Raw genomic sequence first — 14,646 nt, 5'->3', positions numbered from 1 at the left:
TTAATTTGCTTATTTTAAGTGTATTTATAAGCCAAGTGCGAATGAAATAAAAAGGGCTTGATTTTAACATCAAGCTTTGTTATATCAATATTAAAATTATTTAAAAAATATTCATACAAAAGCGAATAATTATATTTATTCATATAAATACAAATAATATTCTCATCATCTTCTATTAGTAAAGTATCATAAAATCTTTGATAATTTAAAGTAAAAATTTTATAAATATTTTTAAAAAATACTAAAAGTATAAAATTACAAACACTTATAAAAATATAAAATATACTTAAAAAATTATTTAATTTATATAATTGTTGTTTGCTTTGAATATTAAGACAGGTTTTATAGATTTTAGCATTTTTTAAATATATTGTTTTTTCTTCTTCATTAAGCTCATCTCTTTGCCTACAACTATGATTAACAAAATGAATAAAATCCTTATGAAAATATATAATATTAGGTTTTTTAAACTTATAATGTAAATATCGCTCATCAAAATATGCAGCAATAATAAATAAATTAATACTAGAAACTTTCATAGAAAAATTTCCAATATACATAAAAACACAAAAACAAATAAACAAAGCGCTAGAATGAACTAAGCTAGTAATATAAGCGTTTTTATCTTTTAAAGAAAATAAAGGCGTAAAATTACTAGAAGTTAAATATTCGCTCAAATTTTCTCCTTTTTTAAATTTGTTTCACAATCTAAATATTCTATTTTGGTTTTATGAAAAGAGCAGTTTTTATAATAAGCATAATATTCATCAGAAGTCATAGCAAAAATACTATTGAGATTTATGCTATAGCCTGTATTATTGTATATAATATAACTTAGAATATAATCTCTTTCTCTATAGTTTATCGCAAAAACATTTTTTGTATGTTCGTAAAAACGATATGACATTTTCATTTTATTAGATTTTTTTAAAAGCTTTAATAAATCCTTATTTTTCATAGGGTGATTGCAAAAATCTTTTTCTATAAACAATATATTTCCAAATTCTCCTGATAAGGCTAAGTAATTTTTATCATTTAAAATTACATCACTTATAGTTATATTTTTGTGTTTTTCTATGTATTTTTTACCCTTAATTTTACTTGCAAAATAGAGCTCTCCATTTTTATCAACTTCAAAAAAAGAATAAACCCCATAATTTGGCTCTACAGTTTTTGAAACTCTCCTATCAAGCCCTAAATCCCAGCAGTATTTAAGAGTGTCCTTTACTTCTTGGCTTGCGTAAGGCTTAGCATCTACAATTTTTGGCTTTATTTTTATATCTTTGTATCTAAAAAAATCTTGCCAAAAATTATTTAGTGGTGTTTCTTCACACTCTACAACATAATTGCCTTTATAACACTCAGTTGAGTTTTCTTGAATTATTTTTATATGTTCTATTAATTCTTTAGGATAGGTTTTTGAGTTTTCAAGACTAGTGCTAAGCTCTTTTATTCTAGCTTTATAAGAATTTATAATGCAATTATTATCATCTTTGCAATCACTAATGCTTTTTAGAAATTCATCTTGGTCTTGCTTTATCTCTTTTGTAATATAAGGAAAGCTTTTATAAATACTATCTAGCTCTATTTTTAACTTATTTATTTTATATGAATAAATATTTGTAATTAGTAAAATCATTAATATTTTAAACATAACTCTCCTTTATTTTTCATATCATAGCATTATTTAAGAATATTTCTTGGTTTGCAAGTGTGTTTAAAAGTTAAAATATGATTTTTAAATTCTTAGAATTTAAAATGGATAATTAAATATTTTTAATACTTTTAATACGTTTTTATGAATATGAGTAATTATAGTGAAATTAAGCTAGGAAAACCTAGCTTAATTTTTTAATGTAGTTCTTTCCAGATTGCGTTTTTCCAAGCATAAGCTAATATTGCTAATAATGCAAAATAAGCCATTATTTTGTATCCTAAATCTTCGCGTTCAGCTTTTTTACTATCTCCAACGCTAGTTAAATAAGCAACAACATCATTTTGAGCTTGTTCGTTAAGTCCAACTCTAGGCATTGCAGTTCCTGGAAGTTGTTTTTGAGTATCGTTTATAAATTTATGTAAATACTCATCTCCTTTAGCACGAATTATTATTGATAAATCAGGTGGCGTTGAACCCATATAATCTTTTAAATCTCCGCCATTTACTTTAGCAATAAAACCATCGTATTTAACATCATGACATCTTCCGCAAGCTTCTTCAAAGATAACTTTTTTGTTCTCAAAATTAATTTTTGCAACTTTTTCGCTATCGCTTAATTTACTTGCATTTATTTCATTAGCAATTTTTGCTTTTTTTGCTTCAAGAGCAGCTTTTCCGATACTATTTAAATATCCTAATATATTAGCAACTGATTGAGCATTTTCATCACTTATACTGCCATCATCTTCTAAAAATGCTGTCATCATAGGATGTGGATTTTCATCATTATATTTTTTGTTATTTTTCATAGCAAGTGCAGGATTAAGAGAAATTGCCATTAAGAATTTACTATCATAAATAGCTCCTGCTGTGCTTAAATCAGGATAAATAATACCTTGAGCGCTAATTCCATCATCAGCAGCTACTAATTCATCAAATTCAACTCTATGACAGCTAGCACAATTAGCTTCAAAATCAGCCTTTCCAGCTTCAACATCAGTTTTTAAACTAGCTATTTTATCAACATTAGCCCAAAGTTTTTTAGTATCTTCTAATTTTTTTGTAGCAAAATCAATATCATCTTTTTTACCACTTTCATTAGCTTTTTTTAATTCAACTTCAGCTTGAGCTATATCGCCTGCTTTAAAATCAAAATTAACTTCGCTAGTATGTTCGTGCATTTGTGAATGAGCGTAAGGCTCAACTCCCCAATAAACAATACCTGTGAATACAACTAATATTGCAAATATTTTTAACTCTTTCATTACTTAGCCTTTCTTTCCATAAGAGTAATTACTGGTAAAACTACTATTAATAATGCTAAAAATGTAACAGAAGCAATAGTTGCTATTGTATTATTAATTCCAACAGGAGGTAATTTACCATAAATAGTAAGAACAATCATATCAATTACTAATAGCCAAAACCATACAAAAAATGCTCCACGCTTATGTGCAGGCGCTACTACATTTGAGCGGTCTAGGAATGGTAATACAAAGAAAATTACTTGAGCTATACCAAAGCAAGCAAGACCAACTTCATAAGAAAATCCTCTTAAGATTTCATAACTCCATAAGAAATACCATTCAGGATAAATATGTGGTGGAGTTTTAAGTGCATTTGCTGGTTCAAAGTTAATTGGATCCATAGCAAAATCATAGTGAAAGCATACTAGATAAAAATAGAAAATTATAAATAAGCAAACATAAAAAATATCTTTACATAAGAAATCAGGCCAAAACGATATAACTTTAGCTTCTTTTTTCTTGCCAGCTAAATATTTTTCAGCTTCTAAATCAAAATCAATTTCTTCAGCAATTTCGTTATTTACATGTGGAAATCTTAAAGCATAAAAGTGAATTGCAACAAATGCAATAACAACTATTGGTAATAAGCAAACATGTAGCATAAAAAATCTATTTAATGTAGCATCTCCAACAGCGTAATCACCTCTAATCCATTCAACTAATTCAGGTCCTATGAAAGGAATACCACCAAAAAGATTAGTAATAACCATAGCAGCCCAATAACTCATTTGTCCCCAAGGTAGCATATAACCACTAAATGCTTCAGCAGAGAATAATACGAATAATACCATACCGCTTATCCAAATGATTTCACGACCTTTTTTATAAGAGCCATAATAAATACCTGTTAATAAGTGTATATACATTACTAAAAATACTACCGACGCAGCAACCCCGTGCATATGTCTCCATAGCCAACCATATTCAACTTCTTGCATAATAGTTTTATTTACACTATCAAAAGCAAGTGCAACATCAGGTTTATAATACATTACAAGTAAAAGTCCTGTAATAAATAGTATTGCAAACATAGTAAGTAAAATTACTCCCATTGCCCATAAAAAGTTAATTTTCTTAGGAATCCAGTATTGTGTCATCATAACTTGCATAAATTTTTTGATAGCAAGTCTTTGATCTAGCCAATCAACAATTCCATTTGATTTTTCAAAATGTGCCATGATTAAGCCTTTCCTACATTTTTCATAATTTCTTCATACTCTTTGCCAACTTCTCCTAAAACTAATTTAGTTCCATCAATTGAAAAAGGTGGAATTTCAAGTGGTTTAGGAGGTGGTCCTGACATATTTTTTCCGCTTACATTAAATTTTCCACCATGACAGGCACAAACAAATTCTTTATCAGCTGAATGATATGCTGGAATACAACCTAAATGAGTGCATAGTCCAATTACTACCGTATATCTTGCATCTCCTGCTATTATATCTGTATTGCTTTGTTCCATATCACTTGATTTTTTTAGAATGAATATTGGTTTTTTTCTCCATTCAACAGTTCTTAGCTCTCCATCAGCTAAAGGCGATAAATCAACGGTTGTAAAACCTGCTGCTTTTACACTAGGAAGTGGATCCCAAGTTTTTTTCATACCCACTAGTGTAAAAACACCACCAACAGCCGCAGCAGCGCCTAATGTAAAGCCCATAAAGCTTCTTCTACTAGCCATACTTATCCTTTCATAAAATTTGAAAATAAATAGCTAGTTTAGTGAAAATTGGGTAAATATTACAAGAGTATATTATTATTAATAGTTTTGGAATATTATTTGCTATGGGATTTTTGCATTTTAATTTAAGGAGAGAAAATGGAATTTTATAAATCTAAACCATTGATTGTAAGTGCCTTAGCCGGTAGAGATTTAAGAAATAAATTAATTAGCTCAAACATAGCTAATATTGATACTCCTTTTTATAAATCAAGAGATATTGATTTTGAAACAGCCTTAAACGAAAATGCAAATAAACTTTACAAAACTACACAAAATGCACAAATTGCAGCTACAAATTTTATGCATTTTGGAAAAGGTATGAGTAATAAACTAGCAGTTACTAATGAAAGGCATTTACAACCATTAGAATTTGAAAATAGCGAAAATGGAACTATTTTTGCTAGAGATGGACATTTGCAAAGAAATGATGCAAATACCGTTGATTTAGATGTAGAAACAAGTGAATTAAGCAAAAACGCAATTATGATTAGTGCGCTTGATTCTGTGCTAAAAAAACAAAGTGAAGTTGTAAGAACTATAATTGAGAGTAGTTCTAAATTAAGTTAAGGGATAATTTATGGCATTTTTAAGCGATTTTGATATTAGTGGATATGGACTAAGCGCTCAAAGATTTAGAATGAATTTAATTAGCTCAAATATAGCTAATGCAAATACTACTAGAACAAATGAAGGTGGTCCTTATAGAAGGCAAGATGTAGTATTTAAAGCCGTTAATTTTGATGATGTTTTAAATGAAGAAATTAATTCTAAAAATAGTTTTTTTGAGTATGAAAATCCTTTAAATGACCCTGTAAATTTTCCTGAAGCAAAGCCTGCTGTTATGGGTGTAGTAGTAGATAAAGTAGTAAGAGATGATAAGGATTTTATATTAAAATACGAGCCAAATCATCCCGATGCAAATGCTAAAGGATATGTAGCATATCCTAATATAAATCCTGTTGTAGAAATGAGTAATTTAATTGAGGCAACAAGGGCTTATCAAGCAAATGTGGCAGCATTTACAAGTGCTAAAACAATAGCTCAAAGTGCTATTGATTTATTAAGATAGGAATTTAAAATATGAATAATATTAAAATCAATCCAAGTTTGATTCAAAGTATTGAAAATACCAAATCAAATTCTAATAAAGTTGATAATGGTTTTTCATTTGCAGATGCTTTAAAACAAGAATTAGAAGAGCTAAATAAAGAACAAATTGTATCAGATAAAGCTATGGCTGATGTAGCTACTGGAAATGTGAAAGATTTACATCAAGCAGCTATTGCTATTAACAAGGCTGAAACAAGTATGAAATTTATGTTAGAAGTTAGAAATAAAGCTATTAACGCATACAAAGAGATAAGTAGAACTCAAATATAAAAAATGCAAACACCTTACGAGCCTAGTAAAAAGACTTTTATAGTATTGTTTTTTTTGTTGCTCGCTTCTTTTTTTATTATTTTTTCTTTTGTTAGAAGCAAAACTAATGAAAGGAATGTAGGTAGTATTGAAAGAGGTGAGCGAGTAGGTGCTTTAAATGGAGATATTATTAGTGCTGATGGATATACATTAGTAACTAGTAGAAGAATTTATAGAGCTGAAATTGATATTAGAAGTATTAATTTAGATAAATTAGATTATTTTTTAAAATTATTTCAGATTTATGCCTTTATTGATGATAAAGAAATGAAAGATATTAAAGCAAGATTATTAAAAGCTTTAAAGCAAAAAAAAGTTTATAATTTTGTTTTATCAAAAGAAATTGATTCAAAAGCTGCAAGTTATTTACAAGAATTATCTAAAAAACTTTATGTTTCAGGATTTTTTAAATCCTTTAAAAATGCAAATGGAAAAGTAAGCACAAGAAGACTTGAGATAATTGAACATAAAGAAGAAAGAGTTTTTTCTAAAGGAGATATTTTAACCCCAATTCTTGGTTATTCTCAACTAAGTTTAGAAGATGGAATATATTCAAATATTCCAAAAAAAGGTTTGGAAAAATATTATGAGCAGTATTTAAGTCCTAAAAGTGATTATAAAATAACAGGTAGTAAGGATATTGGTGGAAATATAATCATAAATTCTGATAGTTTTTTAAGTGATAGAATTAATGGTAGTAATGTATATTTAAATGTAAATTTAAAGCTTCAAAAAGGGTTAGAAAATATAGCAAGTGTTGCTAGAAAAAATTTTGGTGCTAAGCAAGTAATAATAGGCATTTTAGATAGCAAAGACGCAAGTGTAATTGCACTAGCAACTAGCAAAAGGTATGACCCATATCATAGAAAAAGTGATTTATCGTATCTAAATACCGATGCTGTAGAATTTGAATACGAACCAGGCTCGGTAATTAAACCAATTGCTTTTGCTAATTTATTAAAACTAAATCGTATAACCCCTTTTGAATGGGTAAAGACTTATGGCGGAAGAATGAAGCTTGATAAGTTTTACATAACAGATACACATCCTATGGATAGTATGATTGCTGAAGATATTATAGTTCATTCATCAAATATAGGAATGGTTCAAATTTCTAATAAAGAAAATGTAAAAGAATTAATTAATGGTTATTTGGAATTTAATTTAGGAAATTTAACTGGTATTGACTTGCCTTATGAAAAAGCAGGTTTTATAAAAGATGCTAAAAAAACTTATGAAGTAGAAAAAAATACTATGGCTTATGGATATGGTTTTAGAACCACCTTTATACAACTTTTAGCAGCTTATAATGTATTTAACAATCGTGGAATTTGGATTAGTCCTAAAATTGCTAAATATTATAATGAAGATAAGGAATTAAAAGAAATATATACTAAAACAGAAAAAGAAGTCTTGCCACTTGAAATTGCAAAGCAGATGAATAGGATATTAATAAAAACTGCAAATCAAAAATCTTTAGCAAAATATTGGCCTTTAGGAATTAGCGTAGGTGGTAAAACAGGAACAGCAAGAATTAGCGTTAGTGGAAAATATGAAAGAGAATATAATGCAAATTTCTTCGGTTTTGCAAATGATGAAAACAATAGATACACAATTGGTGTTTTAGTAATGAGTCCTGATAAAGATAAAGAAGGATATTATGCAGCCCAAACAGCTTTACCTGTTGCAGCACTTGCTATTAATCAATTAATAGAAGATGGTTTTTTAAAGCCAAGTTATAATAGAATTGATTAATATTTATTTTATAAAATGCCCCTAAAAACGGATAAATAATGCAAAATATTAAAAATCAAATGATTTCATTTGCTAATGAAATATTAAAAAATTTTAATGGTGCTGTTTTAGGGCTTAGTGGTGGGCTTGATAGTGCTATTGTATTAAGAATATTAAGCGAGTGCGAAAAAAAGCCACATTGTCTTATAATGCCTACTAATATTTCAAATAAAACAAATCTTGATGACGCTATTAATTTAGCAAATAAATATGCTTTAAAATATGAAATTATAAATATTCAAAACATTTTAGATGAATTTATTAAAGCAAGTGGTTCTAATGATAAGGTATTAATAGGAAATTTTGCAGCTAGGATTAGAATGACTTTATTATATGATTATTCAGCTAAGCATAATTTATTAGTAGCAGGGACAAGTAATAAGAGTGAATTAATGTTGGGATATGGCACTATTTGGGGAGATTTAGCCTGTGCTTTTAATATTTTAGGTGATTTTTACAAGAGTGAATTATTTGAGTTTGCTAAATTTTTAGAACTACCTAATAATATAATTAGTAAAAAACCAAGTGCAGACCTTTATGAAGGTCAAGATGATGAGAGCGATATTGGTTTTACTTATACAGAAATTGATAAGTTTTTAAAAAATTATGAAAAAAATATAATTGATAATAATTATATAAAACTATTAGATAGAATAAATAAAAATAAGTTCAAAAGAGAAAATATAAAAATATTTAAAAGGTCATAAATATGAAAGAAATTTCTTGTTTTTTAAATGTAATTACAGAAGATGATAAAGAGTTTTTAATTAAATCATTAGATAATGATATAAATAGTATTAAATTATTAGAAGATAGTTTAAGTGAAATTTATAAAGGTTCTCGTATAGTTTTAACCAATAATCACACAGCAGCACACCATTTGGCTTTAAGTGCGATTGATTTAAAGCGTGGAGATAAGGTAATTTGCTCTGTAAATTCATTTCCAACAATTGCTCAAAGTATTAGATATTTTGATGCTGAACCTATTTTTGTAGATGTTGAGCTTGATAGTTTTAATATTGATATAAAGAGTTTAGAAGAAGCACTAATTAAACATAATCACAAGAAATTAAGAGCAGTTTTTGTAAATCATACCGCAGGACTTGCAGCAAAACTTGATGAAATTAGAGCTTTATGTGAAAAATACAATGTATCTGTAATAAATGATTGTGGTTTTGCACTTGGTATGGAGTATAAAGGCGAATTAGTAGGAACTAAGGATTTAATATCTTCTTTTGGGTTTAATGCTATGAGAAAAGACCCTGTGTTTGCAGGCGGATTTTTAGTAATTAATGATGAAAAAGTTTATGAAAGAGCAAAATTATTAAACTCAAATGGAATTTCATCAAATGCTTGGGGAGATGATGGCAATCTTGGATATTTTTATGATGTAACAGATATTGGACACGAGTATGAAATCACTAAAGTATGTGCGTCTTTGGCTTTATCTAAAGTAAAAAATTATAAATATTACTTAAAAAGAAGAAGAGAAATAGCAAATATTTATAATGAAGAGCTAAAAGGTTTAAAACATATTAAATTACCTACAACAACCCCAGAACACACATTTTTAAGATACATAATAAAGGTTGATAAAAATAGAGATAATTTTGCTAAAAAGCTAAAAGAAATGGGGATAAATACAGGAATTCATTTTATACCTTTAAATTTCTTAAGCTACTATAAACAAAAATATAATCTAAAAATCAATGATTTTCCAAATGCTTTAGCAAACTATGCTCAGATTTTATCAATACCAATTCATATAAATCTTAGCGATGAAGATGTAAAAAGAGTTTGTGATGCTATAAAAACTCTTGATTCAAGCTGGATTTAATGGGTTTTATTGATAGATATTTTTTTAATCCTAATTTATGGCAAAAGATTTTAATTTTCACTCTTTTGCCGTTTTCTTATATATATTCTTTTATTGCTAGTAAAAACTTTAAATCTACAAAGAAAAATGATTTTAAAATTCCAATAATTAGCGTAGGAAATATCAGCGTAGGCGGTAATGGTAAAACCCCATTTTGCAAGGCTTTAAGCGATATGCTTTATCCTATTTATAAAGATAATATTTTTATTATTCTTCGTGGTTATAAACGCAAAAGCAAAGGTTTGCTTGTAGTAAAATTGCGTAATCAAATTCTAAGCGATTATTTAAACGCAGGTGATGAAGCATTAGAACACGCTTTATTTACAAAAGCAAATGTAATAGTTAGTGAAGATAGAATTAAAGGCATTCAAAAGGCTATTAGTTTGGGTGCAAAATGTATTATTTTAGATGATGCTTTTTCTAAGACAAATATAAAAAAATTTGATATTTTATTAAACTCAAATATAAAATATAAATATAATTTTACCCTTCCAAGTGGAGCTTATAGACTTCCTAAAAGTTATGAAAAATTTGCAGATTTTAATGCTTATCAAGATTTGCATTTTAAAAGGACTTCTTTTATTAAAGACGTTAAAGAAGATATGATTTTAATATCAGCTATTGCAAAGCCTTTTAGATTATTGCAATATAAAGATTTAGTAAAAGCTTATTATTTTTATAACGACCATTCAAGCTTTAATAAAGAAGAGCTAATAAATCTTATGCAAAAGCACAATGCAAAATATATTTTGCTAACTAAAAAAGATTATGTAAAAATAAAAGATTTTAATTTAGAAACTATATTAATTGATGAAGAATTAATAATTTTTGATGAGTTAAAAACAGCTATATTTAATTATTTAAAGGAATTTAATGTATCTTATAAAGACAACCAGCAATGATTTAGAATTGCTTAAAAAAATTGCAAATAAAATAATCAAAAAAGAGCTTAGCAAGTGTATTCATATTGCTAAAATTACAAGTATTTATAAATGGAATGGAAAAATTATTAATGATGATGAGTTTAGTTTAGAAATAAAATCAAAAAATATAAAAAAGGTTTATAAAATAATCAAAAAACACCATAATTACGAATGTTTTGAGTTTGTGTATTATAAATTTAAAGCAAAAGATAAGTATTTAGAATTTTTAAAGGAGAAATAATGATATTTTATTCAAGTAGAGATGAAAACATTACAAGTGATTTTGCAAATGCACTTAAAAATCCACTCTCAAGTGATGGGGGATTGTTTTGTCCTAGTAAATTGCAAGTATTTAATAAAGATGAATTAAAAGGTTTGGGTTATAAAGAATTTGCTAAAAAGATTTTTTCAAGTTTGAGTGATGATTTGAGTAATTTTGAAAAGAGTTTAGATGAATATTTAGATTTTGATACTAAAGAGCCTTTTGTTATCAAAAAACTTGATAGTAAAACTGATATATGTGAATTATTTCACGGAAAAACTAGAGCTTTTAAGGACTTAGCATTAGCACCACTTGCAAGACTTATGGATAATGATAAACATTTAATTATCTGTGCTACTAGCGGAGATACAGGCCCAGCAACTCTTAGTGCATTTAGTAAAAACAAAAGCTCAAAAGTAGTTTGTATTTTCCCAAAAGGAAAAACAAGTGCTGTTCAAGAGCGTCAAATGGCTAATGTAGATTATGGTAATTCTTTAGTTTTAGCAATTGATGGTAATTTTGATGATGCTCAAAGCACATTAAAAAATCTATTAAATGATAAAGAATTTAAAGAAATTGTAAAAAATCAAGGCTTAAATCTAAGTGCTGCAAATTCACTTAATTTTGGAAGAATTACTTATCAATTGCTATATCATTATTATCTTAGTCTTCAATACAAAAACCCAATAAATGTGATAATTCCTAGTGGGAATTTCGGTAATGCACTTGCTTGTTTTTATGCTAAGCAAATGGGTGCAAATATAGATAAAATCAAAATCGTAAGCAATGAAAATACAATTCTTTATGATTTCTTTACTACAGGCGAATATGATTTAAGAAATCGTGAGTTTAAATGCACTTATTCTCCTGCTATGGATATTTTAAAATCATCAAATCTTGAACGCTTAATGTATTATTTCTTCGGAGCTAGTAGAACTAAACAATTATATTTAAGTCTTGAAAGTGATAAATATTTTAAAATCACTAAAGATGAACTTGCTAGATTAAAAGAGCATTTTATAGCTTATAAATGCAGTGATACCGAAACTTTAGAAAATATTAAAGCTTATAAAAATTATTTATTAGACCCACACACAGCAACAGCTATTAATGCTCTTGATGATAGTTTCAATGTGATTTGCTCTACTGCTGAATGGACTAAGTTTACCCCTAGTATTCAAAAAGCTTTAGGCATATTTAAAGATGAATTAAGTGGCATTAAAGATTTGGCTAAAAAGTATAATTATAAGCTGAATGATAGTCTTTTAAATGCTTTAAATTCAACTAATTATTATGCAAAAGATATAAAAGTAGATGAGATTAAAAAAACAATAATAGAATGGATAAAACAATGATTATAATTCCTGCTAGACTTAAATCAAGTCGTTTTAGTGAAAAGATTTTAGTGCCAATCAAAGGCATTCCTATGTGTATTTACACAGCTTTAAATGCTAGTAAGGCTGATAGGGTTGTGATTGCCACTGATAGTTCTAAGGTATTAGAATTAGCAAAAGAATATAATTTAACAGCTATTTTAACAAAGCAAACTCACGAAAGTGGGACTGAAAGATTAGCTGAATGCGTTGATATTTTAGGTCTTAATGATGATGAATTAATTATAAATCTTCAAGCAGATGAGCCTTTATTTGAGCTTAGCAATTTAATTAAGTTTAAAGAATTTTGCAATGAATTTAAGAATGAATTTTTTATGGCTAGTTGCTATACTATAAAAGATACTCCAAGTGATGAAAATATGGTAAAAGTAGTCCTTGATACTAAGCAAAATGCTATATATTTTTCAAGAGCTGTAATTCCTTATGATAGAGATAAAAAGGGTGTAAAATACAATCATCATTTAGGCATATATGCTTATACAGCTAAGTCTTTAAAAGAATTTATAACTCTTAAATCAAGCTTAGAGCATATTGAAAAATTAGAGCAATTAAGAGCTATTGAAAATGGCAAAATCATTAAAATGTGCGAGATTAATACAAAGTCTTTTGGTATTGATACAAAGGCTGATTACGAAAGATTATTGCAGGTTTTAGAAAATGACAAATGAGCTAATTTTAGCCATTATTAGTATTGTATTTTTTATAGTTTGCATTATTTTTTATATTCGTTATATAAATATTTTTAAGAGTGAGAGCTCGCTTAAAAACGAGTTTTTATCTCTTGCTAAAGATAAAGAATATTTGAGTGTTTTGAGTGAGAATTTAAAACAAGAATTAAATAATTATAAAAATAATTTAGTGCAAATTGAAAATGAAAGAAATAATTTAAATATTCAAAACTCGGCTTTAAGCGAAAAAATAAGTAATCTTGAAAATGATTATAAAGAATTAAAAAACGAGAATAATTTTATAAATGCTGAAATAGCAAACAAGCGTAATCAAAATGAAATTCTAAATACAGAACTTTCAAGGCTAAATGAAGAGCTTAAAAATACTAAAGAGCAATTTGAAAAAGAGTGTGAAAACTTAAAAAATACAAAAGATATTTTAGATAATTTATCTTCTAAATACCATTTAGAAAATGCTAAAAACGAAGCTTTAAACGAAAAAGTAAAATTGTATGAAAACAATTTAAAATCTTTAGAAGAAAAATATGAAAATACTTTAAAAACCTTAGAAAATAACCTAAAAGAGCAAAATGAAAAAAGCTCAAAATTAATTTATGAAGAAAACACAAAAGTATTATTAAATAATTCAAATGAGCTTTTAAACAAGATTTTTAGCCCTTTAAAGGAGCAAATTAGCGAATATGAAAAAGCTTTATTAAAGCAAAATACAAGTATAGAAAACAATATAAAAACAATGTTTGAAACAAGTCAGAATTTGGGTAAAAAGGCTGATGAATTTGCTAATATTTTAAAAGGTGATAAAAAGGCTCGCGGGGATTTTGGAGAGATTATGCTTAAGCAGTGTTTATTATCTAGTGGGCTTATTGAGAACGAGCATTTTTTTATGCAAGAAAGCTTTAAAGATAGTGATAATAATACAAAAAGACCAGATGCGATTGTGTATTTTGAACCTAACAAATGCGTTATTATTGATTCTAAGTTTTCTTTACCAAGTAGTGATAATTTAGAAGTTTATAAAGATGAAATTGCAAATAATTTAAACGCTAGGATAAATGAACTTGCGAAAAAAGATTATGAATTAGCAGTTGATTTTGCAAATGAATATGTGATTTTATTTGTGCCTTATCAAAATATTTTAGATTTAGCCTTAGAAAGTGATTCGCAGATTTTTAAAAAAGCCGAAGCTAAAAAGATATTTTTAGTAAGTCCTACTACGCTTTTTATGGGACTTAAAATGATTTATTTTGGCTGGAAAAACTATGAAGTAAATCAAAACGCTTTAAAAGTCTTTAATGAATTTGGTAAATTTTATGATAAATACGCTAGTTTTTATGAAGATTATGAAAAATTAAAAAAACAATGCGAAAATGGTTTTTTAAAAATTGATACTCATTTATATGGTAAAGGTAGTATTAGTTCTCGTTTAGAAAATCTAAAAGCCTTAGGTATTAAAAACAAAAAAGAATTAAGCGAATTAGCAAAAGATTTAAAAGATAGTGAAATTACTAGATTGATTGATGAAAAATAATTAAAGTATTAATTATTTTTAAAAGTTTTATGAATTAAATAATAAATTATAAATCCTTTTAAAAGTTCTATTTT

General features: G+C 27.0%; 16 protein-coding genes. 11 read left to right on the top strand and 5 right to left on the bottom strand.

The features are described from left to right. Positions 1 to 14: 14 nt before the first annotated feature. The 5 genes from KJR01_RS06535 to KJR01_RS06515 all read right to left on the bottom strand — a co-directional run bounded on the left by KJR01_RS06535 (position 15) and on the right by KJR01_RS06515 (position 4,645). Positions 15 to 677, bottom strand: a complete 663-nt coding sequence (locus KJR01_RS06535) for a hypothetical protein (RefSeq protein ID WP_214117866.1) — start codon at positions 675 to 677, stop codon at positions 15 to 17. Beyond that, a complete protein-coding gene (locus tag KJR01_RS06530; protein ID WP_214117865.1) occupies positions 674 to 1,654 on the bottom strand; it encodes a lysozyme inhibitor LprI family protein in 981 nt (326 codons plus the stop codon). The genes KJR01_RS06535 and KJR01_RS06530 overlap by 4 nt, the downstream gene beginning before the upstream one ends. Positions 1,655 to 1,851: 197 nt before the next feature. Next, on the bottom strand, positions 1,852 to 2,922 hold the full coding sequence (locus tag KJR01_RS06525; RefSeq protein ID WP_214117864.1) for a c-type cytochrome: 1,071 nt from the start codon (positions 2,920 to 2,922) through the stop codon (positions 1,852 to 1,854). After that, a complete protein-coding gene (locus KJR01_RS06520) occupies positions 2,922 to 4,142 on the bottom strand; it encodes a cytochrome b (RefSeq protein WP_214117863.1) in 1,221 nt (406 codons plus the stop codon). Before KJR01_RS06520 ends, KJR01_RS06525 begins: the two co-directional genes overlap by 1 nt. A gap of 2 nt (positions 4,143 to 4,144) precedes the next feature. Further along, positions 4,145 to 4,645: a Rieske 2Fe-2S domain-containing protein gene (locus KJR01_RS06515; protein WP_214117862.1), complete on the bottom strand. Its 501-nt coding sequence runs from the start codon at positions 4,643 to 4,645 to the stop codon at positions 4,145 to 4,147. A gap of 138 nt (positions 4,646 to 4,783) precedes the next feature. On the opposite strand from KJR01_RS06515, the gene KJR01_RS06510 reads away from it, so the two are divergent. Genes KJR01_RS06510 through KJR01_RS06460 form a run of 11 tightly spaced genes read left to right on the top strand, consistent with a single transcriptional unit; the run spans position 4,784 to position 14,572 of the window. Continuing rightward, positions 4,784 to 5,254 (top strand): flagellar basal body rod protein FlgB, encoded by a 471-nt coding sequence (locus KJR01_RS06510; RefSeq protein WP_214117861.1) that lies wholly within the window; start codon positions 4,784 to 4,786, stop codon positions 5,252 to 5,254. 10 nt (positions 5,255 to 5,264) lie between these two features. Continuing rightward, positions 5,265 to 5,756, top strand: coding sequence for a flagellar basal body rod protein FlgC (flgC, locus tag KJR01_RS06505; RefSeq protein WP_214117860.1), 492 nt, complete (start codon positions 5,265 to 5,267; stop codon positions 5,754 to 5,756). A gap of 11 nt (positions 5,757 to 5,767) precedes the next feature. Then, positions 5,768 to 6,067 (top strand): flagellar hook-basal body complex protein FliE, encoded by a 300-nt coding sequence (fliE, locus tag KJR01_RS06500; RefSeq protein WP_214117859.1) that lies wholly within the window; start codon positions 5,768 to 5,770, stop codon positions 6,065 to 6,067. A gap of 3 nt (positions 6,068 to 6,070) precedes the next feature. After that, positions 6,071 to 7,861 carry a penicillin-binding transpeptidase domain-containing protein gene (locus KJR01_RS06495; protein WP_214117858.1) on the top strand — a complete coding sequence of 597 codons (1,791 nt, stop codon included), beginning with the start codon at positions 6,071 to 6,073 and terminating at the stop codon, positions 7,859 to 7,861. Positions 7,862 to 7,899: 38 nt separating this feature from the next. Beyond that, positions 7,900 to 8,607 carry an NAD(+) synthase gene (gene nadE, locus KJR01_RS06490; RefSeq protein ID WP_214117857.1) on the top strand — a complete coding sequence of 236 codons (708 nt, stop codon included), beginning with the start codon at positions 7,900 to 7,902 and terminating at the stop codon, positions 8,605 to 8,607. A 2-nt stretch (positions 8,608 to 8,609) separates the two neighbouring features. Beyond that, a complete protein-coding gene (locus KJR01_RS06485) occupies positions 8,610 to 9,737 on the top strand; it encodes a DegT/DnrJ/EryC1/StrS family aminotransferase (RefSeq protein WP_214117856.1) in 1,128 nt (375 codons plus the stop codon). Next, a complete protein-coding gene (locus tag KJR01_RS06480) occupies positions 9,737 to 10,678 on the top strand; it encodes a tetraacyldisaccharide 4'-kinase (protein WP_214117855.1) in 942 nt (313 codons plus the stop codon). Before KJR01_RS06485 ends, KJR01_RS06480 begins: the two co-directional genes overlap by 1 nt. After that, positions 10,650 to 10,940, top strand: coding sequence for a divalent cation tolerance protein CutA (cutA, locus tag KJR01_RS06475; RefSeq protein WP_214117854.1), 291 nt, complete (start codon positions 10,650 to 10,652; stop codon positions 10,938 to 10,940). Before KJR01_RS06480 ends, cutA begins: the two co-directional genes overlap by 29 nt. Continuing rightward, a complete protein-coding gene (thrC, locus tag KJR01_RS06470; RefSeq protein WP_214117853.1) occupies positions 10,940 to 12,316 on the top strand; it encodes a threonine synthase in 1,377 nt (458 codons plus the stop codon). The genes cutA and thrC overlap by 1 nt, the downstream gene beginning before the upstream one ends. Next, the gene (kdsB, locus tag KJR01_RS06465) at positions 12,313 to 13,023 is read left to right on the top strand and encodes a 3-deoxy-manno-octulosonate cytidylyltransferase (RefSeq protein WP_214117852.1); all 711 of its coding nucleotides are present in this window, start codon (positions 12,313 to 12,315) and stop codon (positions 13,021 to 13,023) included. The genes thrC and kdsB overlap by 4 nt, the downstream gene beginning before the upstream one ends. Beyond that, a complete protein-coding gene (locus KJR01_RS06460; protein WP_214117851.1) occupies positions 13,013 to 14,572 on the top strand; it encodes a DNA recombination protein RmuC in 1,560 nt (519 codons plus the stop codon). The genes kdsB and KJR01_RS06460 overlap by 11 nt, the downstream gene beginning before the upstream one ends. Positions 14,573 to 14,646: the final 74 nt, after the last annotated feature.

Source organism: Campylobacter sp. 2018MI10, from assembly GCF_018501175.1.
In the GTDB taxonomy this organism is placed as follows: Bacteria; Campylobacterota; Campylobacteria; order Campylobacterales; family Campylobacteraceae; genus Campylobacter_E.
The sequence above is the reverse complement of the archived record's forward strand: the minus strand, read 5'-3'. Positions and strand labels throughout refer to the sequence as shown.